20 protein-coding genes are annotated in these 22,351 nt (G+C 58.4%); 6 read left to right on the top strand and 14 right to left on the bottom strand.

Features of this window, described 5'->3' with window-relative positions; translation table 11 throughout:
- Positions 1–12: 12 nt before the first annotated feature.
- From greA to grpE, 9 genes are all read right to left on the bottom strand, one after another.
- Positions 13–498 carry a transcription elongation factor GreA gene (gene greA / locus AC5DB9_RS00375; RefSeq protein ID WP_037508945.1) on the bottom strand — a complete coding sequence of 162 codons (486 nt, stop codon included), beginning with the start codon at positions 496–498 and terminating at the stop codon, positions 13–15.
- Complete coding sequence (gene carB / locus AC5DB9_RS00380; RefSeq protein ID WP_022958528.1) at positions 495–3,716, bottom strand: carbamoyl-phosphate synthase large subunit; 3,222 nt, start codon at positions 3,714–3,716, stop codon at positions 495–497. The genes greA and carB overlap by 4 nt, the downstream gene beginning before the upstream one ends.
- Before the next feature lie 81 nt (positions 3,717–3,797).
- Positions 3,798–4,946: a glutamine-hydrolyzing carbamoyl-phosphate synthase small subunit gene (gene carA / locus AC5DB9_RS00385; RefSeq protein ID WP_272992393.1), complete on the bottom strand. Its 1,149-nt coding sequence runs from the start codon at positions 4,944–4,946 to the stop codon at positions 3,798–3,800.
- Positions 4,947–5,188: 242 nt separating this feature from the next.
- Entirely contained in the window at positions 5,189–5,620 is a 432-nt protein-coding gene (locus AC5DB9_RS00390) for an acyl-CoA thioesterase (RefSeq protein ID WP_272992390.1), read from the bottom strand.
- A 2-nt stretch (positions 5,621–5,622) separates the two neighbouring features.
- Positions 5,623–6,435, bottom strand: a complete 813-nt coding sequence (dapB, locus tag AC5DB9_RS00395) for a 4-hydroxy-tetrahydrodipicolinate reductase (protein WP_272992387.1) — start codon at positions 6,433–6,435, stop codon at positions 5,623–5,625.
- Complete coding sequence (locus AC5DB9_RS00400; protein WP_022958532.1) at positions 6,432–7,811, bottom strand: YhjD/YihY/BrkB family envelope integrity protein; 1,380 nt, start codon at positions 7,809–7,811, stop codon at positions 6,432–6,434. Before AC5DB9_RS00400 ends, dapB begins: the two co-directional genes overlap by 4 nt.
- A gap of 83 nt (positions 7,812–7,894) precedes the next feature.
- Complete coding sequence (dnaJ, locus tag AC5DB9_RS00405; RefSeq protein ID WP_272992384.1) at positions 7,895–9,019, bottom strand: molecular chaperone DnaJ; 1,125 nt, start codon at positions 9,017–9,019, stop codon at positions 7,895–7,897.
- A 183-nt stretch (positions 9,020–9,202) separates the two neighbouring features.
- Complete coding sequence (gene dnaK / locus AC5DB9_RS00410) at positions 9,203–11,131, bottom strand: molecular chaperone DnaK (RefSeq protein WP_022958534.1); 1,929 nt, start codon at positions 11,129–11,131, stop codon at positions 9,203–9,205.
- Positions 11,132–11,262: 131 nt separating this feature from the next.
- The gene (gene grpE / locus AC5DB9_RS00415; protein WP_272992381.1) at positions 11,263–11,817 is read right to left on the bottom strand and encodes a nucleotide exchange factor GrpE; all 555 of its coding nucleotides are present in this window, start codon (positions 11,815–11,817) and stop codon (positions 11,263–11,265) included.
- Positions 11,818–12,039: 222 nt separating this feature from the next.
- On the opposite strand from grpE, the gene recN reads away from it, so the two are divergent.
- Complete coding sequence (gene recN / locus AC5DB9_RS00420; protein WP_272992379.1) at positions 12,040–13,707, top strand: DNA repair protein RecN; 1,668 nt, start codon at positions 12,040–12,042, stop codon at positions 13,705–13,707.
- A 60-nt stretch (positions 13,708–13,767) separates the two neighbouring features.
- On the opposite strand, the gene fur is transcribed toward recN, so the two are convergent.
- Positions 13,768–14,181, bottom strand: a complete 414-nt coding sequence (fur, locus tag AC5DB9_RS00425) for a ferric iron uptake transcriptional regulator (RefSeq protein WP_022958537.1) — start codon at positions 14,179–14,181, stop codon at positions 13,768–13,770.
- A 74-nt stretch (positions 14,182–14,255) separates the two neighbouring features.
- Between fur and AC5DB9_RS00430 the strand changes: the two genes are divergently transcribed.
- Positions 14,256–14,624, top strand: a complete 369-nt coding sequence (locus AC5DB9_RS00430) for an outer membrane protein assembly factor BamE (protein ID WP_272992377.1) — start codon at positions 14,256–14,258, stop codon at positions 14,622–14,624.
- Positions 14,625–14,627: 3 nt separating this feature from the next.
- On the opposite strand, the gene AC5DB9_RS00435 is transcribed toward AC5DB9_RS00430, so the two are convergent.
- The 3 genes from AC5DB9_RS00435 to AC5DB9_RS00445 are packed head-to-tail and all read right to left on the bottom strand — an operon-like array spanning position 14,628 to position 16,769.
- Positions 14,628–14,924, bottom strand: a complete 297-nt coding sequence (locus AC5DB9_RS00435) for an RnfH family protein (RefSeq protein WP_022958539.1) — start codon at positions 14,922–14,924, stop codon at positions 14,628–14,630.
- A gap of 4 nt (positions 14,925–14,928) precedes the next feature.
- Entirely contained in the window at positions 14,929–15,363 is a 435-nt protein-coding gene (locus AC5DB9_RS00440) for a type II toxin-antitoxin system RatA family toxin (RefSeq protein ID WP_272992374.1), read from the bottom strand.
- Positions 15,364–15,401: 38 nt separating this feature from the next.
- Complete coding sequence (locus tag AC5DB9_RS00445; RefSeq protein WP_272992372.1) at positions 15,402–16,769, bottom strand: SLC5/6 family protein; 1,368 nt, start codon at positions 16,767–16,769, stop codon at positions 15,402–15,404.
- An 86-nt stretch (positions 16,770–16,855) separates the two neighbouring features.
- On the opposite strand from AC5DB9_RS00445, the gene smpB reads away from it, so the two are divergent.
- Genes smpB through AC5DB9_RS00460 form a run of 3 tightly spaced genes read left to right on the top strand, consistent with a single transcriptional unit; the run spans position 16,856 to position 18,495 of the window.
- A complete protein-coding gene (gene smpB / locus AC5DB9_RS00450; RefSeq protein WP_022958542.1) occupies positions 16,856–17,332 on the top strand; it encodes an SsrA-binding protein SmpB in 477 nt (158 codons plus the stop codon).
- A gap of 16 nt (positions 17,333–17,348) precedes the next feature.
- A complete protein-coding gene (locus AC5DB9_RS00455) occupies positions 17,349–17,846 on the top strand; it encodes a SixA phosphatase family protein (protein WP_272992368.1) in 498 nt (165 codons plus the stop codon).
- A gap of 25 nt (positions 17,847–17,871) precedes the next feature.
- Entirely contained in the window at positions 17,872–18,495 is a 624-nt protein-coding gene (locus AC5DB9_RS00460) for a class I SAM-dependent methyltransferase (RefSeq protein WP_022958544.1), read from the top strand.
- 28 nt (positions 18,496–18,523) lie between these two features.
- Here the strand turns inward: AC5DB9_RS00460 and ppk1 are convergent, their stop codons facing one another.
- On the bottom strand, positions 18,524–20,653 hold the full coding sequence (ppk1, locus tag AC5DB9_RS00465; RefSeq protein ID WP_272992366.1) for a polyphosphate kinase 1: 2,130 nt from the start codon (positions 20,651–20,653) through the stop codon (positions 18,524–18,526).
- A gap of 142 nt (positions 20,654–20,795) precedes the next feature.
- On the opposite strand from ppk1, the gene ppx reads away from it, so the two are divergent.
- Positions 20,796–22,316 carry an exopolyphosphatase gene (gene ppx / locus AC5DB9_RS00470; protein ID WP_272992364.1) on the top strand — a complete coding sequence of 507 codons (1,521 nt, stop codon included), beginning with the start codon at positions 20,796–20,798 and terminating at the stop codon, positions 22,314–22,316.
- The last annotated feature ends 35 nt before the right edge of the window (positions 22,317–22,351 follow it).

Below are 22,351 nucleotides of genomic sequence, written 5' to 3' on the forward strand. Positions count from 1 at the left end.
CAACCATCACTGCTACTCTTCCAGGTGTTGAACCTGGTCAATCTCGTATTCGATATCACCGCCGGGCGCCGTAACGACGGCCACATCGCCCTCTTCTTTGCCGATCAGCGCGCGCGCGATCGGCGAAGTGACAGAGATTTTGCCCGCCTTAACGTCAGCCTCGTCCTCACCAACAATGCGATACGTCACTTCTTCATCGGTATCGCAGTTAATCAGCGTGACCGTGGTACCGAAAATCACTTTTCCCGTGCAGGGGATCTTGGTGATATCAATCACCCGCACATTGGATAGCTTGCTCTCGATCTCCTGAATGCGGCCTTCACAGAAGCCCTGCTGCTCGCGAGCGGCATGGTATTCAGCATTTTCTTTCAAGTCGCCGTGCTCTCGCGCCTCGGCAATCGCCTGCGTAATCCGCGGACGCTCGACTGACTTGAGACGCTTCAATTCATCCCGCAATGCCTGCTCGCCGGCAACGGTCATTGGTGTTTGCTGGCTCATGATACCCATCCTTCGTGTACATCCTGCAGGCGGCGCACAGTGCGCTCCTCGCCAAAGGCCAGCGCCTGGCAAATGGCTTCCGCGCCTGCCAGGGTAGTGGTGTAGCTGACTTTATTGGCCAGCGCGCTGCGCCGAATCAGCGAGGAATCGGCAATCGCCTGCTTGCCTTCAGTGGTATTGATAATCAAGGCGATGTCGCCATTTTTCACCATATCGACAATATGGGGGCGGCCTTCCATCACCTTGTTGACGCGCTGGCATTTGAGGCCAGCGTCGGTCAATACTTTGTGAGTGCCACGTGTCGCACAAAGTTCAAAACCCTGCTCGAGCAGTTGCCGTGCCACATCGACAGCCCCCGCTTTGTCGGGATCGCGAACGGACACGAACGCGGTACCGGACGTCGGGAATACCTCGCCCGCACCACGCGCCGCCTTGGAGAAGGCCTCCGCGAAGCTTTCACCCAAGCCCATTACTTCGCCGGTTGATTTCATTTCCGGCCCGAGGATCGGGTCAACACCGGGGAACTTGTTGAACGGGAATACCGCTTCTTTCACCGAGTAGTAGCTGGGCACTCGCTCGGTAGTGAAATCCTGCTCGGCCAGCGACATACCCGCCATACAGCGTGCGGCCACTTTGGCCAGCGAAATACCGATACATTTGGAAACGAACGGCACCGTACGCGAGGCACGAGGGTTGACCTCGATCACATAGATTTCGCCATCCTGCACGGCCAGCTGCACATTCATCAGACCGACAACTCCGAGCTCCAAGGCCATGCGCTTGACCATCTCGCGCATTTTGTCCTGAGTTTCGGCATCCAGCGAGTAAGGCGGCAGCGAACACGCCGAGTCACCGGAATGAACCCCTGCCTGCTCGATATGCTGCATGATAGCGCCGATGACCACTTCTTTGCCGTCAGACACGGCATCCAAGTCGACTTCGACGGCCGCATTCAGGAAGTGGTCCAGCAGTACCGGTGACTCATTCGACACCTTTACCGCTTCGCGCATATAGCGCTCCAGCTCTTCCTCTTTGTAGACAATTTCCATCGCGCGGCCACCCAGTACATAGGAGGGGCGCACAACCAGGGGATAACCAATGCGCTGCGCCGCAGCCAGCGCGGCTTCTTCTGAGCGCACGGTGGTGTTCGGTGGCTGCTTCAGGTCGAGGCGCTGAATCATTTGCTGGAAGCGCTCGCGGTCTTCCGCGCGGTCGATGGCCTCTGGACTGGTGCCGATAATCGGCACACCCGCCGCCTCGAGATCGCGAGCCAGTTTCAGCGGCGTCTGCCCGCCGAACTGTACGATCACGCCTTTCGGCTTTTCTTTCGCAACGATTTCCAGCACGTCTTCCAGCGTTACCGGCTCAAAGTAGAGGCGGTCGGAGATGTCGTAATCGGTAGAGACGGTTTCGGGATTACAGTTAACCATAATGGTTTCGTAACCGTCTTCACGCATCGCCAGCGCCGCGTGCACGCAGCAGTAATCAAACTCAATACCCTGACCGATACGGTTGGGACCGCCGCCGATCACCAGAATCTTCTCGCGCTCACTGGGCTGTGCCTCACACTCTTCCTCATAGGTTGAGTACATGTAGGCGGTCGAGGTCGCAAATTCCGCCGCGCAGGTATCCACGCGCTTGTAGACAGGGTGAATACCCAGCGCATGACGACGGGCGCGCAGTTGGCGCTCGCTCACCGCCAACAGCACGGCCAGACGCTGATCGCTGAAACCCTTGCGCTTCAGGCGCCACATCATATCGGCATCAATTTCCGACAGTGCCAGGGTTTTCAGCGCGTTCTCAGACTTCACAATGTCTTCGATCTGCACCAGGAACCAGGGATCGATCCAGGAATGCTCAAACACTTCCTCAACGCTCATGCCCGCGCGGAAAGCATCGGCCACATACCAGATGCGCTCGGGGCCGGGGTTGGTCAGTTCGGCAATCAGAATATCGCGGGCGTCATCGCGGTCGACGTCGATCTTGTGCTCAAAACCGGCAGACCCCACTTCCAGACCACGCAGCGCTTTTTGCACTGACTCCTGGAAGCTGCGACCAATCGCCATCACCTCACCCACCGACTTCATCTGGGTGTGCAGCTTGGTTTGCGCCTCGCCAAATTTCTCAAAGGTGAAGCGCGGTATTTTGGTAACCACGTAGTCGATGCTCGGCTCAAACGACGCCGGGGTCGCACCGCCGGTGATGTCGTTCTGCAGCTCGTCGAGGGTATAACCCACCGCCAGCTTCGCAGCGACTTTGGCAATCGGGAAGCCCGTAGCCTTGGAGGCCAGCGCCGAGGAACGGGACACACGCGGGTTCATTTCGATCACGACCAGACGGCCGTTTTCGGGGTTCATACCGAACTGAACGTTGGAGCCGCCAGTCTCCACGCCGATCTCCCGCAGTACCGCACAAGAGGCGTCGCGCATGATCTGGTATTCCTTGTCCGTCAGGGTTTGTGCCGGCGCAACGGTAATCGAGTCGCCCGTGTGAACCCCCATCGGATCAAAGTTTTCAATGGCGCAAATGATGATGCAGTTGTCGTTCTTGTCCCGCACCACTTCCATCTCGAACTCTTTCCAGCCAATCAGACTTTCGTCAATCAGCAGTTCGTTGGTGGGCGATAGGTCGAGACCACGGGTACAGATCTCGACAAACTCTTCTTTGTTGTAGGCGATACCACCGCCGGAACCACCCATGGTGAACGACGGACGGATGATGGCCGGGAAGCCAATGGAGTCCAGTACCTGCAGGGCTTCTTCCATGCTGTGTGCAATGGCTGAACGCGGCGTTTCCAGACCGATGCGCTTCATCGCCTTATCGAACAGCTGGCGATCTTCCGCCATGTCGATCGCATCTTTCTTGGCGCCGATCATTTCGACGCCATACTTTTCCAGCACACCCTCGCGATCAAGGTCCAGCGCACAGTTCAGTGCAGTCTGGCCGCCCATGGTCGGCAGCAGCGCGTCAGGACGCTCTTTCTCGATAATCTTTTCAACGGTCTGCCAGGCAATCGGCTCGATGTACGTCGCATCCGCCATTGCCGGGTCGGTCATGATCGTCGCCGGGTTGGAGTTCACCAGAATGACCCGGTATCCCTCTTCGCGCAGCGCTTTACAAGCCTGGGCGCCCGAGTAGTCAAACTCACAGGCCTGACCGATAACAATCGGGCCGGCACCGAGGATCAGAATGGATTGTATGTCAGTTCTTTTGGGCATGTTCTCTCCGCTTTACGCTGACGGGAGACGGGAGGCGCATCGCGCCGCTCCCGCACTTGCGCAGTGCGCAATCCGAAATTCTCAACCGGCCTTGTGGGCCTCAATTAATTCAATAAAGTGATCGAACAGCGGGGCAATATCATGCGGCCCCGGGCTCGCCTCAGGGTGCCCCTGAAAGCTGAATGCCGGTTTGTCTGTGCGATGCACACCCTGTAAGGAACCGTCAAACAGAGACTTGTGAGTCACGGTCATCGTGTCGGGCAGACTGTCTTCATCAACCGCAAAACCGTGGTTCTGACTGGTGATGTGCACGACCTTGCTGTTCACGTCCTGCACCGGGTGGTTGGCACCGTGGTGACCAAACTTCATCTTGATGGTTTTGGCACCGGAGGCCAGCGACAACAACTGGTGCCCCAAACAGATACCAAAAACCGGCAGCCCCGTAGCAACAATGTCCTTGATCGCGTCGATGGCGTAATCACAAGGCTCCGGATCACCGGGGCCGTTCGACAGAAACACACCATCGGGATTCATCGCCAGCACCTCAGCCGCGGGCGTCTTGGCAGGCACCACCGTCAAACGGCAGCCGCGATCAGCCAGCATGCGAAGAATATTGCGCTTCACACCAAAATCGTAAGCCACTACGTGGTGGGGCAGTTGCTCGTCGCTGTACACCGCATGACCTTCGCCCAGCGTCCAGCTGCCTTCGCGCCATTCGTAGCGCTCGGCGGTGGTCACTTCCTTCGCCAGATCCATGCCCTTCAGCCCGGCAAAACCCCGCGCCAGTTCCAGCGCCTTGGCTTCATCGGCCTCACCCAGCGACTCACCCGCCAGCAGGCATCCACCCTGGGCACCCTTGTCACGCAGAATGCGCGTCAGACGACGGGTATCGACATCGGCGATACCGATAATATTGCGCGCCTTGAGGTAGTCCGACAGGCTTTGCTCACTGCGGAAGCTGCTCGCCAGCAGCGGCAGGTCGCGAATCACCAGACCTGCAGACCAGATTTCTGCGGCCTCTTCGTCTTCGCTGTTAACGCCGGTATTACCAATATGGGGATAGGTCAGGGTCACGATCTGACGAGCGTAGGAGGGGTCGGTCAAGATCTCCTGATAGCCGGTCATGGCGGTATTGAAAACCACTTCACCAACCGAATGCCCGTGCGCACCGATGGCAACACCCCGAAAAATACTGCCGTCTTCAAGGGCGAGTATGGCTGAAACCGTCAAGATAACCTCCTGGATCAGACTTGCGGCCGAGAGTCACCGCCGACTTGCGTCGGAACGACAACCAGGGAACCACAGAGGAAAATACGCGTGCAAAAAAGCGAGATGCGGTGAAACCCCATCTCGCTCCTTGCGAGGGTCACGGGCCTACTCAACCCGGCGCCCAAATCTGAAACGAAATTTTACGCGAAAGCGTCGCCGGAATCCACCAGAGACTGCCCCACATCGGCCACCAAGGAATGTAACTATTTCGGCTTCAGGGCCGCCAGCATCGCCGACGGGAGATCAACGGCTTTGCCCAGCGTCGGCGACATCAGCAAATGCGCGGTTTTTGCCTCCGCAACCAGCCGACCCGACGCCTTGTCACTTACCCGGTAGACGATATCAAAGCCACAGCGGTGGAAATCGCTGAATGCCGCTTCAAAACACAGGGTTTCGCCGTAGTAGCCTTCGCTGATATAGCGCACGGCCATGTCGGCATTCACCACGACGAGGCCATCTTCGCGACGCCCTTCCTGCTCGCCACGACTGGCCAGCAGGCGCGCCCGCACCTCGTTGAGCAAGCCAATCAGCGCGTCGTTACCGAGGTGGTTTCCGGCGTTGATATGGCCACGCAGCAAACTGATCTCCGTGCTGAAAGAAAACGCCTCGGGCAGCGTCAGAGCAACTTTCGCCACGCTCAGTCCGCCTTCAATCCAAGTACGTCCTGCATATCATAGCGACCGGCCGCCTGCGTTTTGAGCCACGAGGCCGCTCGCACGGCACCGCGCGCAAAAGACATGCGCGAGCTCGCCTTGTGGGTAATTTCTACACGCTCGCCCTCAGCGCAAAACATCACGGTGTGATCGCCCACAATATCGCCCGCACGCACCGTGGCAAAGCCGATAGTGTCGCGCTCACGCGCACCGGTCTGACCTTCGCGTCCGTAAACCGCCACCTTATCAAGGTCACGCCCCAGCGCATCGGCAACAACCTGCCCCATGCTGAGCGCCGTGCCCGAAGGTGCGTCAACTTTGTGACGATGGTGCGCCTCGTACACTTCGATATCGACGTCATCACCCATCACCCGCGCGGCCATATCCAACAGCTTGAAGCACAGATTCACACCGGTGCTGAAGTTAGAGGCCTGACAGACCGCAATGGACGCAATCGCCGTATCCAGCTCAGCCTTTTGGGTGGCATCAAAGCCAGTAGTACCAATCACCATCCCCTTACCTGCGCTGGCACAAGCCTTGGCATTCGCCAGCGTCGCCAGCGGCGCGGTGAAATCGATCAGCACATCAAAGCTGGCCAAAACCTCATTAATATCTCCAACCACCGATACGCCACAGGCACCAATACCTGCCAGTTCGCCGGCATCGGCACCGATAAGGCTGCTCTCAGGCCGCTCAATCGCCGCCGCCAGCTCACAATCCTCTGCCAGCGAAATTGCCTCGATCAGGGTTTTGCCCATTCGGCCAGCCGCGCCGGTTACCGCAATTTTTACACTCATGTCTGTTCCACTTTATCTGCATGCGGCGCCCGCTCCGGCTCTTCAACCGTCACCCTCGCCATGTCTTTAACACTCATCTCGGCAAGCGCATCATTCACTGCCTGATCTATCGATTTTCGCACCTCCGCCACGGCGCCGGGCTCGCTGCGCGGGCGCACACGAATAATGCCGTCACCCCCCTCTTTGCGCACCGCCTCCAGCACCTCGCGCACGGTGACTTTCTCCAGCGGCGCATTGGGCAGGTATCTCGGCGGATCTTCACTGTTCTCAGTGATCAAGCCCGCCGTGCGCAGGGCGCGCAAAACGCGGGTCACACCCTGAATCTGCACACGCAGGCGCGCCACGAACTCCGACGCACTCAGCGGTCGACGCCCTTCGTAATAGCGCTGCGCCAGCACCGTCATAATGCCGAGAGCGAGATCCTCCTGCTGACGGATACTCATATCGCCACTGCGCCGCGAGGGGACGACATATTCCGGATGTTGCACATAAAAAGCAACACTGCTGCCCACCAGCAGGATCAGCCAGCTTATATAGACCCACATCATGAACAGAATCAGAATCGCAAAGCCCGAGTAGATCGCATAGGTACCACTGTCACTGGCGGAGACCACCACACTGCCAAAGCCCCAGCCCAGACTCTGGAACAGCACGCCCGAGACGACACCCGCCACCAAGCCCGCCCGCAGGGTGACCCGCGTATTGGGGATAAACATATAAAAGAAGGTAAAGGCGCAGATAATCATCAGATAGGGCGCCGCCGCGGTCAAAAACGACACCAGTATGGCTATCGGCGGCAGCTGCTCACTTACCTGCTGAACAGCGCCACCACTGAGCACACTGGCCGACAGACCGATGGCCGAAAACACCAACAGCGGCCCGATCAGCATCACACTGCCATAGTCGGCCACACGCCGCCCGATGCTGCGGTGCTGCTCCAGGCGCCAGATATGGTTGAAGGTTGCCTCAATCTTCTGGATCAGCGAGATGGCCGTATAAAACAGCAGGGCAATACCGAAGGTGCCGAGCACGCCGATTTTGACGTTGTCGATAAAACCGATGATCTTCTCGGTAATCTCAACACCCTTGTCGCCCATCGGCGCCAGAAATTGCAGCATGATGGGCTCGAGCTGCTTGTTGTGCATACCAAAGGCTTTCAGTACCGAGAAGCTCACCGCCAATAGCGGCACCATCGACAATAGTGTGGTGTATACCAGACTCATGGCGCGCAGCGTCAGCTCACCTTTGGCGAGATCATCCAGCACCACATACAGGTAGCGCAGCAGATAGATCAGCCGCTTTCGCCAAAAACTGTAGGCCGCCACTTCCGGCGCCCAAAGACGCTCCGCGACAAAACGGTTGAGGGTTTTATCCATAAAACGGGTGCCCGAGCTGAATCAAAGGCTTTCAGGATGGAGAAAAATGCAGGGCAAGTCGAGAGGGGCAAGCCCCTCCCGCCTCAGAGCTTCATATCGTCGATGAAATCTTTCACGCCATCGAACCAGCTTTTCTTGCGCGGCGACTGTTTGTCATCGCCTTCCAGGCTGGCATGGAATTCCTGCAGCAACTCTTTTTGACGCTTGTTCAGCGACACAGGTGTTTCCACCACAACCTTGCAGATCAGATCGCCGGTACTGCCACCACGCACCGGCGTGATGCCCTTACCGCGCAGGCGGAAAGACTTGCCAGTTTGGGTTTCGGCGGGAATCTTCAGCTTCACACGACCATCGAGCGTCGGCACATCCAGCTCACCACCCAATGCCGCATCCGCAAAGCCGATCGGCACTTCGCAGTGCAGGTGCTTGCCATCGCGCTTGAAGATCGGGTGCGGACGCACCGCGATCTGCACATAGAGATCCCCTGCCGGGCCACCGTCAGGACTGGCCTCGCCCTCGCCACTGAGGCGAATGCGGTCACCGGTATCCACACCGGCTGGCACTTTCACCGACAGCGTCTTGGTCTCTTCCACCCGGCCCTGACCATGACAGTCAGAACAGGGGTCAGAAATAATGGTGCCGGTACCGCGACAGTTTGGACAGGTTTGCTGCACAGCAAAGAAGCCCTGCTGCATCCGCACCTGCCCGACACCATTACAGGTGCCACAAGTCAGCGGCGTAGACCCTTTCTTGGCACCACTGCCGTCACAGGTCTTACAGGCAACCAAAGTAGGAATGCGGATTTTCGCAGTGGTGCCGCGCACTGCCTGCTCCAGATCCACTTCCAGGGTGTAGCGCAAATCCGCACCGCGCTGCGGGCCACGCTGACGACCACCGCCGCCACCGAAAATATCACCAAAGACGTCGCCGAAAATATCGCTGAAACCAGCACCACCGCCGCCACCAAAACCGCCGGCGCCCGCGCCAACACCTTCGTGACCAAAGCGATCATAAGCCGCGCGCTTTTCTTTATCGGAGAGCACTTCGTAGGCCTCGGTGGCCTCCTTGAAGATATCCTCTGCTTTCGGGTCATCCGGGTTACGGTCCGGGTGATTCTTCATGGCGATGCGACGATAGGCCTTTTTAATTTCCTTTTCGTCAGCGCTTCGCTCCACGCCCAGAATTTCGTAGTAATCGCGTTTTGACATCGTTTCGTTTCACGCTTTATCTGCGGCGGGGACAGCGTTCACACGCAGCCCGCCGCCAGATTAAAATTTCACCGACAAGACACGCGAAACGGGAGTTGGCGAAACGCCGCGCAAACCTGCTGCTTTCAGCGTCCTCCGTCTCCCGTTCGCGGCAAACCCGGCGGGGCATCGCCCCGCGCAGTTTTACTTCTTGTCGTCGTCCTTCACTTCCTCAAACTCGGCGTCGACCACATCGTCTGCCGCATTGCCGGCCTCAGCCTGCTCAGCGCCACCGGCTGCTTCAGCCTGCGCCGCCTGCTCAGCGTACATTTTCTGTGCCAGGCTGCCAGAGGCCTCGGTCAGTTCCTTGGTCGCCGCCTCAATAGCGTCGACGTCGTCACCTTTAATGACCTCATCAACCTTGCTCAGCGCCGCCTCAATGGCAGACTTCTCTTCATCACTGGCTTTGTCGCCAGCTTCTTCGAGCGTCTTGCGCGTCGCATTGGCCAGACCTTCAGCAGTATTGCGAGCGGTAACCAGCGCTTCGAACTTCTTGTCCGCTTCAGCGTTGGCTTCGGCGTCGCGCACCATTTGCTCGATCTCGTCCTCATTCAGACCGCTGGAAGCGGTGATACGGATCGACTGCTCTTTGCCGGTCGCCTTATCTTTCGCCGACACATTCAGAATACCGTTGGCGTCGATATCGAAGGTCACTTCGATTTGCGGCAGACCACGCGGTGCGGGCGGAATGTCGGCCAGATCGAAACGGCCCAGCGACTTGTTCGCCGCCGCCTGCTTGCGCTCACCCTGAACCACATGGATGGTCACCGCCGTCTGGTTATCTTCAGCCGTTGAGAACACCTGCGACTTCTTGGTCGGAATCGTGGTGTTCTTCTCAATCAGCGGCGTCGCTACGCCGCCCATCGTTTCGATACCCAGCGTCAGCGGGGTAACGTCCAGCAGCAATACGTCTTTCACGTCACCAGACAGTACCGCACCCTGCAGGGCTGCACCCATGGCAACCGCCTCATCGGGGTTCACATCTTTGCGCGGCTCTTTACCGAAGAATTCCGTCACCTTGGTCTGAACCAGCGGCATACGAGTCTGACCGCCGACCAGAATCACTTCATCGACTTCACTGGTGCTCAGACCCGCGTCGTCCAGCGCCGTCTTCATCGGCTCCAGCGAACGCTTGACCAGATCTTCAACCAGCGACTCCAGCTTGGCGCGGCTCAACTTCACCACCAAGTGTTTGGGACCGGTCGCATCTGCCGTGATGTAAGGCAGGTTCACCTCAGTCTGCTGACTGGAAGACAACTCGATCTTGGCCTTCTCCGCCGCCTCTTTCAGGCGCTGAACCGCCAGCGAATCGCCTTTCAGGTCGATGCCATTTTCTTTCTTGAACTCTTCCGCCAGATAGTCGATCAGGCGCAGGTCAAAATCTTCACCGCCCAGGAAGGTGTCGCCGTTGGTCGCCAGCACTTCAAACTGGTGCTCGCCATCCACCTCGGCAATCTCAATGATGGAGATATCGAAGGTACCACCACCCAGGTCGTATACGGCCACGGTGCGATCGCCCTTGGCCTTGTCCATACCGTAGGCCAGTGCAGCCGCCGTCGGCTCGTTGATAATCCGCTTTACTTCCAGACCGGCAATGCGGCCCGCGTCTTTGGTGGCCTGACGCTGAGAGTCGTTGAAGTAAGCCGGCACAGTGATAACCGCCTCGGTGATTTTCTCACCCAGATAGTCTTCAGCCGTCTTCTTCATTTTCTTCAACACTTCCGCAGAAATCTGCGGGGGCGCCAGCTTCTCGCCTTTAACTTCCACCCAGGCATCGCCGTTGTCGGCTTTGCTGATGGTGTAAGGCACCATCTTGATGTCTTTCTGTACAACATCATCCTCAAAACGGCGGCCAATCAGGCGCTTCACCGCATACAGGGTGTTGTTGGGGTTGGTCACCGCCTGACGCTTGGCGCTCTGACCGACCAGAATTTCATTGTCGTCGGTGTAGGCGACGATAGACGGTGTGGTGCGCGCACCTTCCGCGTTTTCAATAACCTTGACCTTGTCGCCATCCATGACGGCAACGCAGGAGTTGGTGGTCCCCAGGTCAATACCGATAATCTTGCCCATAATTGTTACTCCGCATTCGCTGTTTACTGCGCGGGGCGCTTCGCCCCAAAACTGTGTTCTTGCCGTAGATATTGGCCCTTTTCACGACTTTTCAAGGGCACGGCGTGCATTTATGCAAATATTTACGTGGCTTATTCGCCCTTGGCGACCACCACCATCGCGGCGCGCAATAGTCGGCCGTTCAGGGTGTAGCCTTTCTGCATCACATCGATCACCGTGTTGGGCTCAACACTGGGATTGGGCACCATGGCCATCGCCTCGTGAAACTCGGGATCAAAGGGCTGCCCGGTCGGATCAATCGCCTCAACATTGTGACGCGCCAGCGCGTCCTGCAAGGCTTTCCGAGTCAGCTCCACGCCTTCAACTAGCGGCTTCAGCGTTTCGTTTTCCACATCGGCGGCAGCCAGTGCACGCTCGAGGTTATCGGCCACACCCAGCATGTCGCCAGCGAACTTCTCCAGCGCAAACTTGCGCGCGTTCTCGGCGTCTTTCTCGGCGCGACGGCGCACATTCTGCGCTTCGGCCGCAGCTCGCAGGGCCTGTTCTTTGGCATCGGCCGCCTCCTGACGAGCCGCTTCCAGTTGCGCCTGCAGATCATCCCCGGCCTCGGCCTCTGCACCGCTATCAGTCACCTGCTCCTGAAGCTCTTCTTCCGATACCTGAGCCTTATCCTGTTCTTCCGCCACGTTCGCAGCCTCCTGTCTTTCAAATCTGCGGCCCTGCCGCCTGCAATGGTGTGCGACCCCGCGGGATCGAGCTGGCTCGACAATGGGGCCGACCGCCGCGTTTTCAAGGGCAGAAAGAAAATTTCACGCGTCACCCGCCAGAACTATTGAGCCACCCGAGCCAACTACTGTATAAATAACCAGACATCAAAACCCAAACACCCAACCCACGGGAGCCACGCCATGCTGGTTCACTTGAGCATCAGCAACTTCGCCATCACCGAATCACTGGAAGTCGAGTTACAACCGGGCATGACCGTACTGACCGGGGAAACCGGCGCGGGCAAGTCGATCATGCTCGACGCGCTGGGGCTGACACTGGGCGATCGCACCGATAGCGGCGTGGTGCGGGCAGGCGCCGAGCGCGCAGACATTCACGCCGAATTCGACATCAGCCAGATTCCCCGCGCCCGCCAGTGGCTGCAGGAACGGGAACTGCTGGCCGGCGATGAATGCCGACTCCGCCGGGTGATTACCAAAGAAGGTCGCTCGCGCGCCTATATCAACGGCCAGCCCGCCACAGTGCAGGACGTTCGCGAACTGGGCGAACTGCTCATCGACATCCACAGCCAGCACGCCCATCAATCGCTGCTGAAAAAACCGTATCAGCGCGAACTGCTGGACGCCTTTGCCGGCGCCACCGAACTCTGCAGCGCACTGAATGACGACTGCAGCCACTATCAAAAACTCAATAAGCGGCTCACCCAACTGGAAAGCCAGCTCGACGAGCAGAGCGCTCAGGAACAACTGCTGCGCTACCAACTGGAAGAGCTAGACCGACTGGCCATTCAGCCGGGAGAAGTCGAAGAACTGGAAATCGAGCAGAAACAGCTCACCAACGCCGAACAGATCCTGTCCACCAACCATCACAGCCTCGCACTGTGCCGAGAGGGTGAAGTGAATGCCATGGGCATTCTTCAACAGGCTCTGTCGTCGCTGACAGGCTGCCAGCACGGCCACCCGTCACAGGAAGCCGCCATTTCCCTGTTGGAAAGCGCCCGCATCCAGATTGAAGAGGCCGCCAGCGAACTGCAACGCGTTACCGACGAAACCGAGCTGGACCCACAACGCCTGCAGCAAGTGGAAGAGCGCCTCGACGCCATCTATCAGACCGCCCGCAAACACCGCATTCAACCGGAAGAGCTACCGGGACTGCAGGAATCGCTGCAAGAGCAGCTCGACACGCTGGATGCCACCGACGAAAAACTCGACGCCCTGCGCAGTGAGCGCGACACCGCCCTGGCGAACTATCGCAAGAAAGCTGAAAAGCTCAGCAAGCAACGGCGCAGTGCGGCCGCAAAAATGAAGAAAAGTATCGAGGCAAAACTCAGCGAACTGGCCATGAAACACTGCCAGATCGAGTTTGCCATTACCCCACTCGACAGCGACCAGCCCCATAACCACGGCGACGAAGATATTGAGATTCTGATCCGCAGCAACCCCAATGCCGCCATGGGGCCGCTGCATAAAATCGCCTCCGGCGGCGAGCTGTCGCGTATCAGCCTGGCCATTCAGGTAGTGACGGCGCAGGTTGCCACCGTGCCCACCGTGGTTTTCGACGAGGTGGACGTGGGCATTGGCGGCGCCACCGCAGAAATTGTCGGGCAGTTGCTGCACGACCTCGGCTCACGCAGCCAGGTATTGTGCGTGACTCATCAGGCACAGGTCGCCAGCCAGGGCGATCAGCATATTCTCGTGCAGAAAACCGGCGATAAGAACAGTGTGCGTACCGAGCTGCACGCGCTAGGCGATGACCAGAAAATCGAGGAAATTGCCCGGATGCTGGGCGGGATTGCGATTACCGAAAACACCTTGGCTCACGCGAGAGAAATGCTGGCGACGCGCCACTGAGCGAGACGCCAGCATCGAGACACGGTGTCGGCAGCGATCACTGCCGACACAGAAAAAAGCTTACTTCTTGGGGCGAACGTACAGAACCAGGCTGTGGTCGACCAGCTCGTAGCCGCGCTCTTCCACCAGCTTGTGCTGACGCTCTTCGATGATGTCATCGTAAAACTCGATGACCTCACCCGTTTCCATACAAACAATGTGGTCGTGGTGCTCGCCCTTCGCCAGCTCGAATACCGAGTGACCGGCTTCGAAGTTGTGGCGCACCACCAGACCGGCCGCCTCGAACTGGGTCAGCACGCGGTATACCGTTGCCAGACCGACGTCTTCTCCCGAGTCCATCAGCGAGCGATAAACATCTTCCGCACTGAAATGCTGATTGTCGGCCTCGGCCTGCTCAAGCAGTTGGAGAATTTTGACCCGTGGCAAGGTGACTTTCAGACCAGCCTTGCGGAGTTCTTGGTTTTCGCTTGACATAAAGCACTGACCTTAGCGTTGTGTAGAGGATTGCGATATTATCCCCGCCTCTGCGAGCGATTGGAACCCTGACTATGTTTTTGCGTATTGCCACCGTCAGCCTGCTGTTGCTGCTTGGCGCCTGCAGCTCCCTTGAGTTTCCCGGCGTTTATCGCCTGTCCATCGACCAAGGCAATATTATCACCCAGGAGATGGTCGACCAGCTTGAAATCGGCATGAGCCGCAGCCAGGTCGAGTACGTGATGGGCACACCGCTGATCCGTAACACCTTCAACCCGGACCGCTGGGACTACGTCTACACCCTCAACAAAGAGGGCAAGCCCTCAGACCGCCACCAGCTCAGCGCCTTTTTTGAAGGCGACACACTGGTCAAAATTGTGACCGACGTCGCCCCCTCTGAAGAAGGTCGCGTAGGCGGCGGCGCCGACGCCCAGCCCGAGTAACACTCAGGCGTCTTTAAGCGCCTTGGCTTTTGCCGCCCGCTGCTTGCGCACTTCCTTGGGGTCAGCAATCAGCGGGCGATAAATTTCCACACGATCGCCATCCGCCAGCGCCTGTGCTTCAGGCTTGCTGACCACCTTACCGAACACCCCCACATCGACACTGCTCAGATCGAGCTCGGGAAACTGGGCATCCAGCCCCGACTTCTCAACGGCTTCGCGCACAGTGCTGCCCTGCGGCAGTTCCAGCGCCACAATGCGCTGCTTGTTGGGCAGGGCGTAGGCCACTTCTACATGAATCATGTCGTTATTTTCCATATTGCTGATTCGCACGTTTTACCAGGGCATCAACCAAATTGTTCGCCACCGAATTAAACAATTGCTTGGTCGCCGCACCGACCAGGGCACCACTCAGCGCAAAGCGCAGGTGCAGACTCACTTTGCAGGCCGCGTCCCCCAGCGCCAGCAACTCCCATTCACCTTTGAGTTTTTCAAAGGGGCCGTCCACCAGACTCAAGACAATGCGGCGCGGCGGCGTCAGGCTATTACGGGTAGTAAAGCTCATGCGGATACCCGCCCTCGACAGGTCCAGCCGCGCCTCCATAGTATTGTCGTCGGCAAACAGAATCTCGGCACCGACACAGCCATCCATGTACTGGGGATAGGCTTCTACATCGTTGATCAGCGCATACACCCGCTCCGCAGAATACGGCAGCAAGGCACTTCGGCGTATGTCATTCATGGTCAGTTCCGGCTCTTGTCATTCGCTTGGCGGCACCGCTATGTCAGGCGACTGTATAGCCCCCAGCACAACAGACACAGCAATACCGGCGGCGCAATATACCGTAACATGCGCAACCAAAGCCAAAAAAAGCCCTTCTCCAGCCAGCGATCACGCACGCCGTAAACACTCAGCGGCACTCGCCAGCCGGCAAACAACACAAAACACAGCGCGCACATGGGCATCAGCACATTCGCCACGACAATATCCAGCCACTCCATCGCCGAGCGCGAGAACCAGTTCAGCGGCGACCCCGGCTGCAACGACAGCAGCGCGATCTCCGCAACCAGCAGCACCGTGCCGCCCGTCACCAAAGCGGCCAACCAACGGGGCAGCGACCAGCGCTCCACCAGATACGCCACCACCGGCTCAAACAGGGCGACGACCGTGGTGATCGCCAGAATACCCATCAATATATAGAAAGCCGTACCGGCAATATCGCCAAACACCAGATTGCCAAAGCTGTAAGGCAGCGAGACAAACATCAGCGCCGGCCCCTGCCCGGCCACGATATGCTGGTCGCTGACCAGCGCGATAATAATCAGCCCGCCCATCAACATCGCGGCGGTATCGATGCCCGCCAACGCCAGCAACTGGCGACTGGCCGAGCGGCCCGACGGGAAATAGGCACCGTAAGCCATCAGCGCAACACTGCCCAGCCCCAGCGCAAAGAACGCATTCTGCGCAGCGGAAAGCACCGCCTCCCAGGAAAACTCCGTCGCCCTGAAGGTAAACAGCGCACGCTCGGCCGCCCCGAAATCGCCCAACTCATAGGCGAAGTACAGCAGGCCAGCCATGACCAACAGCAACACCGGCAGCAGAATCCGCAGCACAATCGCCATGCCGCGCTTCACGCTTACCGACGACAGCGCAATGGTCAGAACAAGAAATCCGTAGAGTGACTGCTGCTGCATTTCCGGCGAGGCCAGCAACTGCTGGAATTCGGCCGCAACCAGATCCAGACTGGCGGCCTCCATCGCCCCGGAGGACATTTTGGGGATGTACCAAAACAGCCAGCTTGATACCACGCTGAGATTCGCCGCCAGCAACAGGGCCGCCACCGCCGACAGCTGCGCCACCAACGACCAGTGGCGAGACGCACCGGAAAAGCTGGCAATCTGATCAACGGCATGAATGGGGTTTGCTCGGGCACGCATGGCAATGCGCAACTCCGCCACCGCGACCGGCAGCATCACCAACAGCAGAAAGCCCGCATACAACAGCAGATAGACGGCACCACCCTGCGCCGCCGCCTCCTGTGGCGTCGTCCAGAAATTGCCCAAACTGACAACCAGGCCGGTTGCCGCGGCGAGAAATGTCCATCGACTGGACCAGATTCCCTGGACTTTGGTTTTTTTAAGGGCCATACACCTTCGGCGAGCATTGTCACTGCAGCGGTCTTTTTACCTGAGCAGCATAGGTTTTGCCAGCTACTGGCTCTATAATCGCCGCCATGAGCAAAAAGAAACCGAATAACAGCAGCACAATCGCCCTGAACAAAAAGGCGCGACACGACTACCACCTGACCGACAAGCTGGAGGCCGGCGTGTCGCTGCTCGGCTGGGAAGTGAAAAGCCTGCGCGAAGGCAAAGGGCAGATCACCGATACCTACGTGTTGCTGCAGAATGGCGAAGCCTTTCTGTTGGGCGCGCACATCTCGCCCCTGCTCAGCGCCTCCACCCATTTCGTGACCGACCCGACCCGCACGCGCAAACTCTTGCTTCACAGCCAGGAACTCCGCAAACTGGAGGAAGCGACCCAGCAAAAGGGCTATACCTGCGTATGCACCGCCATGTATTGGAAGAAGCATCTGGTCAAAGTCGAAATTGCCCTGGCCAAGGGCAAGAAGGACCACGACAAGCGCGAAACCGAAAAGTCCCGCGACTGGGATCGGCAAAAGCAGCGAGTGCTGCGACAACACAATAGCTGACCCGTAGCGACCGCCAATGAAAACGCTCCACTTACTCAGGCACGCCAAAGCAAGCTGGGAAAAAGACGAGCTGCGCGATGCCGACCGTCATCTGACGCGTCGCGGCAAACAGGACTGCGCAAGGGTTGCCCGCGCGCTCAGCCAGTCGGAACACCACTTCACCCGCATCTATTGCAGCAGCGCCCGCCGCTGCACGGAAACCCTGCAACGCTTCCGCGCCGAAAGCACGCTGTTTGACGGCGTCGAGACCACCATCGACGACGCCCTCTATACCTTCGACCGCGACACCCTGCTGACTTGGCTCAAAGAGCTGGACAATAGCTGCACCGCGCCGCTGATTATCGGCCACAACCCGGCGCTGCGCGATCTGGTGAACTACCTCTACGACGGCGAAATTGAAAACTTCAGCACCACCACATTCATCACTCTCGAGATCAATGTGGAATACTGGGATCAGTTGCGCACCGACAGCGCCAAGCTCACGGAACAGATTCGTCCCAAGCAGCTTCGCTAACCCTCAGACAAGGAACGCCTCTGGCATGAGCCAAGCCGACGCCCTCAAGAATATTCGCATCGTCCACGACGTGCTGATCCTGAAAAAAAGCCACAAACTGATTCGCCGCATGCGCCGGGCACTGGCCGAGCCGGAAATCCACGGCTATCAGGTGTGGGGCTCCTCCTTCCTGATCATGGACTACCTGCTGCAACACCCGCCGCGACGCGGCAGCAAGATCACCGAGATCGGTTCCGGCTGGGGCATTTTGAGTATTTTCTGTGCAATGCAGTTTGGCGCCAAAGTCACCGCCGTCGATGCCGACGAGCACGTCTTCCCCTACCTCGACGCGCACGCACTGCTGAACGACGTGACCATCAAAACCCGGGTCGCGCGCTATGAAGAATTGGGCATCAAGGAATTGAAAGGCCAGAAGATGCTGCTCGGCGGCGATATCTGCTTCTGGCCCAAACTGGTTAACCCGCTGTACAGCGCCATCGAAGCCGCACTGGATGCCGGGGTAAAAACCATCATCATTGCCGATCCGGGCCGCTCGCCGTTTCACAAGCTCGCCCGCAAATGCCAGAAAAACTTCAATGCCGAGCTGCTGGACTGGGAAGTAAAAACGCCCAAATCCATCAGCGGCGAACTGCTGGTGATCCGCGCCTGACCACTGGCTCAGGCGCCGAACAGCCCCCTCAGCCCTTCTTCGACTTCTTGCCTTTTTTCAGCTTCACTCTGGGACGGTAGTCCAGCTTGGGCAGTCGCGGCAACTTGCCTGTCGCCAGATAGCTGTGAATCTGCAGTTGTGAACGCACCTTGGCAGAACTCTTTTTGCGGGGACGGAAATCATTGCTCTGCGACGCATCGATCATCCGCGCCTTCACATTGTCGGCCCACTGAATATCAATGATGTTCTGAATCCGCTTCTGCAGCACCGGACTGTAAACCGGACAGGTCACCTCCACCCGGAAGTCGATATTGCGCGTCATCAAATCCGCCGAGGAAATGTAGTACTTGGGCTTGCCGCGATTGCGGAAGATATACACCCGCGGGTGCTCCAGATAGCCGTCGACAATACTGATCGCCTCAATATTCTCGCTCACGCCCGGCACACCCGGCAGCAGCGAGCACATGCCGCGCACAATCAAACGCACCGGCACCCCCGCCTGACTGGCCTCGTACAGCTTATCGACCAGTTCGCGGTCCACCAGGTTGTTACACTTCAGCGTAATGCCGCACTCCTTGCCCGCCCGCGCCGCATCGATTTCGCCCTGCACATTATCCAGCACGCGCTCGCGGCTGTTCAGCGGCGACACCGCCAGATGCTTAAACTCATGGCGCTTGTAGGTATAGGCGATAAAGTCGAAGACCTTGGCCACCTCATCACCAATCGCCTGATCGTAGGTCAGCAGGCTGAAGTCGGTGTACACCTCCGCCGTCTTCTCGTTGAAGTTACCCGTGCCCACGTGGGTGTAGTACTTCTGAAGATTCCCTTCCTGGCGGCTGATCGAAATCAGCTTGCTGTGCACCTTCAAGCCCGGCACGCCCAAAATCACGTTCACGCCGCCATCGGTCAGACGCTGCGACAGCGCGATGTTGGCCTCTTCATCAAAGCGCGCCTGCAACTCCACCACCACCGTCACTTCTTTGTGGTTGGCGACCGCGTTCAGCAGCGCATCGACAACGTGTGAGTTCGACGCCACCCGGTACAGGCTGATGCGAATCGACTTCACCGCCGGATCAATCGCGGCAGTTTTCAGCAGGTCCGTCAGGTAATCGAAGCTGTGATAGGGATAGAACAGCAGAATATCCTGCTCCCGCATGCAGCTCAGAATATTGTCAGCGGCGTCAATTTCCGGCACCCGGATTTTCGGCAGCGCCTTCGCATCCAGATACGCCGGCCCCAGATTAGGGAAGCGCATAAAGTCTTTGGAGTTGTGGTAGCGCCCACCGGGGATCATCGAGTCGAGGCGACCCAGCCCCAGCCGCTTCACCAGATACTCCATCAAATCATTCGGCATCTGCGCGTCGTACACAAAGCGTACCGGATCCCCCTTGCGGCGGCGCTTGAGACTCTGCGTCATCTTCTCCACAAAGGTCTGCGTCACCTCTTCGCTGAGTTCCAGCTCGGCGTCGCGGGTCAGCTTCACCGTGTAGGCCTCGGCAGAATCCAGCGGAAAAATCCCGCGAAATACCTGCGGCAGGCACACGCGAATCATGTTCTCAAGCGTAATCAGCACCTTGCCGCGCTTGCCCTTGCGACCGGGAATCCGCACAAAGCGCTCGATCCGCGTGGTCGGCACTTCCAGCAGCGCAAAGCGCACCTGACCCTCATAACTGAGCTTGATCGCCAGATAGATCGACGCGTCATTCAGCTCCGGCATCGGGTTGGCATCGTCCAGCAGAATCGGCACCAGCTCCTGCTGGATATGACTGTGGAAATAGCCGCGCACGTACTCCGTCTGCGCCTCATCGAGCTGGCGCTCGTTCACAATGTAGATTTTGCGACGGCGCAATTCCTTCAGGTTGGCGCTGTAGGTGGCATCAAAACGGCGCTGCAATTTCAGCACTTTCTGATGAATTTCCTCCATCAGCGCCTTGTAGTCCTCCTGTTTGGAGGGCGTCGAAAACGCAGCCAGACGACGTACATCCGCCACCCGCACCCGGAAGAATTCATCGAGGTTGTTAGAGAAGATGCCCAGATAACGAATCCGCTGGATAATCGGCACCGACGGATCAGCCGCTTCCTGCAGCACCCGCTCGTTAAAAGAAAGCCAACTCAGCTCTTTGGCAATCCACGCCTGTTCAGCGGTCATTTCGCTCATATTTTCCTACCCTGACAACGTTTAAAGCACTTGTATGCGCGCAACAGCCTAACGGTTATGCATGTCATTTTAGTGACATATTTCAGTGGTCGCATTTGCCAGTGACAGGTCGTAAACTAACTGCTCACAAGGGACAAAATGCATGGCACAAAACAGCGACTCCTTCGCCGCGCTCGACCTCGGCTCCAACAGCTTCCACCTGCTTATCGCCAGCTTCCAGGATGACAAACTCCGCATCATCGACCGCCACAAAGACATGGTTCGACTGGCCGCCGGTCTCGACGATAACGGCGTCCTCAGCGAAGAAGCCCAGCAGCGCGCGCTGGACAGTCTGGCAAAAGTCGCCAACCGCCTGCGCGGTGTCCCGCGTTCGCAAATCCGCATTGTAGGCACCAACACCCTGCGGGCCGCCAAAAATGCCAGCGAGTTTATGACCCGGGCCGAAGCCATCCTCGGCACACCCATCAATATTATTTCAGGTACCGAAGAAGCGCGACTGGTTTACCTCGGCGTCGCCAACGATCTGGCCATTGAAGACCGCCGACGGCTGGTCATTGATATCGGCGGCGGCTCCACCGAAATGGTCGCGGGCGGCCAACAGCCCCGCCTGCTGGAAAGCCTGCCCATGGGCTGCGTCAGCCACAGCCTGCACTACTTTCCCAACGGCAACATCAACGACAAACTCTTCAAAAAGGCCGTCAATGCCGCCCGCCAGTTAATCTCGCCCTACGTGGAAGGCTTCCGCGACCAGTGGCAGGAAGTGGTCGGCTCCTCCGGCACCATTCGCGCTATCAGCAAGATCCTCAGCGAACAGGGCCTGTGCGACGCCGGACAAATCACCCTCGACGGCATGAATGCCCTCAAGGAACAACTGCTGAACGCCGAGCACACCAGCAGCCTGCAACTCAAAGGCCTGAGTGACGAGCGGCGCGATGTTTTCCCCGGCGGCTTTGCGGTGCTCTATGCGCTGTTCAAGGAAATGGGCATACAGGAACTGCATATCTCCAACTACGCCGTGCGCGAAGGCATTGTGTACGACCTCGCCGGGCGGCTGCACCACAAAGACAAACGCGACGAGACCATCCGCCAGCTTATCGAGCAGTACCACATCGACCCCGCCCAGGGTGAGCGTGTGGCCGAACTCTGCCAACGCTGGCTGCCGATGCTCGCCGACCGCATGAACAGCGACTACACCGAAGCCGAAAAACTGCTGCTCTGGGCCGCCAAACTCCACGAACTCGGCCTGGCCGTCGCCCACGGCGGCTACCACAAACACGGCGCCTACATCCTCAGCAATGCCGACCTGCCCGGCTTCTCCCGGCAGGAACAGGCGCGACTCAGCGTGCTGGTGCTCAACCACCGCCGCAAACCCAAAAGCCTGGATATCAGCACCTACGGCGTCACCCCGGACTGGATGATGGTCTGCCTGCTGCGACTGGCCTGCATCTTCTACCGCCGCCGTCAGGCCGTGCGCTTATCCGACGACATCCAGCTCAGCAGCCCCGCCCCCGAACAGATTCAGCTCCACATCCCCAGCCACTGGCTCGACGCCAACCCCCTCACCGCCGCCGACCTCGACGACGAAGCGGAGCTGCTGCGCAAATGCCTTAACATCCAGCTCGACGTTATCAGCCAACAGCCCGCCGACGCACAAACCGGCTAGTGTCCGCGCCCGGTAACTGTTAGGATTAACCGTTG

Source organism: Spongiibacter sp., from assembly GCF_984394615.1.

Excerpts from the sequence above, each read along its gene's own strand:
- greA (WP_037508945.1), bottom strand. The coding sequence starts at position 498 with ATGAGCCAGCAAACACCAATGACCGTTGCCGGCGAGCAGGCATTGCGG.
- carB (WP_022958528.1), bottom strand. The coding sequence starts at position 3,716 with ATGCCCAAAAGAACTGACATACAATCCATTCTGATCCTCGGTGCCGGC.
- dapB (WP_272992387.1), bottom strand. The coding sequence starts at position 6,435 with ATGAGTGTAAAAATTGCGGTAACCGGCGCGGCTGGCCGAATGGGCAAA.
- AC5DB9_RS00400 (WP_022958532.1), bottom strand. The coding sequence starts at position 7,811 with ATGGATAAAACCCTCAACCGTTTTGTCGCGGAGCGTCTTTGGGCGCCG.
- dnaJ (WP_272992384.1), bottom strand. The coding sequence starts at position 9,019 with ATGTCAAAACGCGATTACTACGAAATTCTGGGCGTGGAGCGAAGCGCT.
- dnaK (WP_022958534.1), bottom strand. The coding sequence starts at position 11,131 with ATGGGCAAGATTATCGGTATTGACCTGGGGACCACCAACTCCTGCGTT.
- recN (WP_272992379.1), top strand. The coding sequence starts at position 12,040 with ATGCTGGTTCACTTGAGCATCAGCAACTTCGCCATCACCGAATCACTG.
- fur (WP_022958537.1), bottom strand. The coding sequence starts at position 14,181 with ATGTCAAGCGAAAACCAAGAACTCCGCAAGGCTGGTCTGAAAGTCACC.
- AC5DB9_RS00430 (WP_272992377.1), top strand. The coding sequence starts at position 14,256 with ATGTTTTTGCGTATTGCCACCGTCAGCCTGCTGTTGCTGCTTGGCGCC.
- AC5DB9_RS00435 (WP_022958539.1), bottom strand. The coding sequence starts at position 14,924 with ATGATTCATGTAGAAGTGGCCTACGCCCTGCCCAACAAGCAGCGCATT.
- AC5DB9_RS00440 (WP_272992374.1), bottom strand. The coding sequence starts at position 15,363 with ATGAATGACATACGCCGAAGTGCCTTGCTGCCGTATTCTGCGGAGCGG.
- AC5DB9_RS00445 (WP_272992372.1), bottom strand. The coding sequence starts at position 16,769 with ATGGCCCTTAAAAAAACCAAAGTCCAGGGAATCTGGTCCAGTCGATGG.
- smpB (WP_022958542.1), top strand. The coding sequence starts at position 16,856 with ATGAGCAAAAAGAAACCGAATAACAGCAGCACAATCGCCCTGAACAAA.
- AC5DB9_RS00455 (WP_272992368.1), top strand. The coding sequence starts at position 17,349 with ATGAAAACGCTCCACTTACTCAGGCACGCCAAAGCAAGCTGGGAAAAA.
- AC5DB9_RS00460 (WP_022958544.1), top strand. The coding sequence starts at position 17,872 with ATGAGCCAAGCCGACGCCCTCAAGAATATTCGCATCGTCCACGACGTG.
- ppk1 (WP_272992366.1), bottom strand. The coding sequence starts at position 20,653 with ATGAGCGAAATGACCGCTGAACAGGCGTGGATTGCCAAAGAGCTGAGT.
- ppx (WP_272992364.1), top strand. The coding sequence starts at position 20,796 with ATGGCACAAAACAGCGACTCCTTCGCCGCGCTCGACCTCGGCTCCAAC.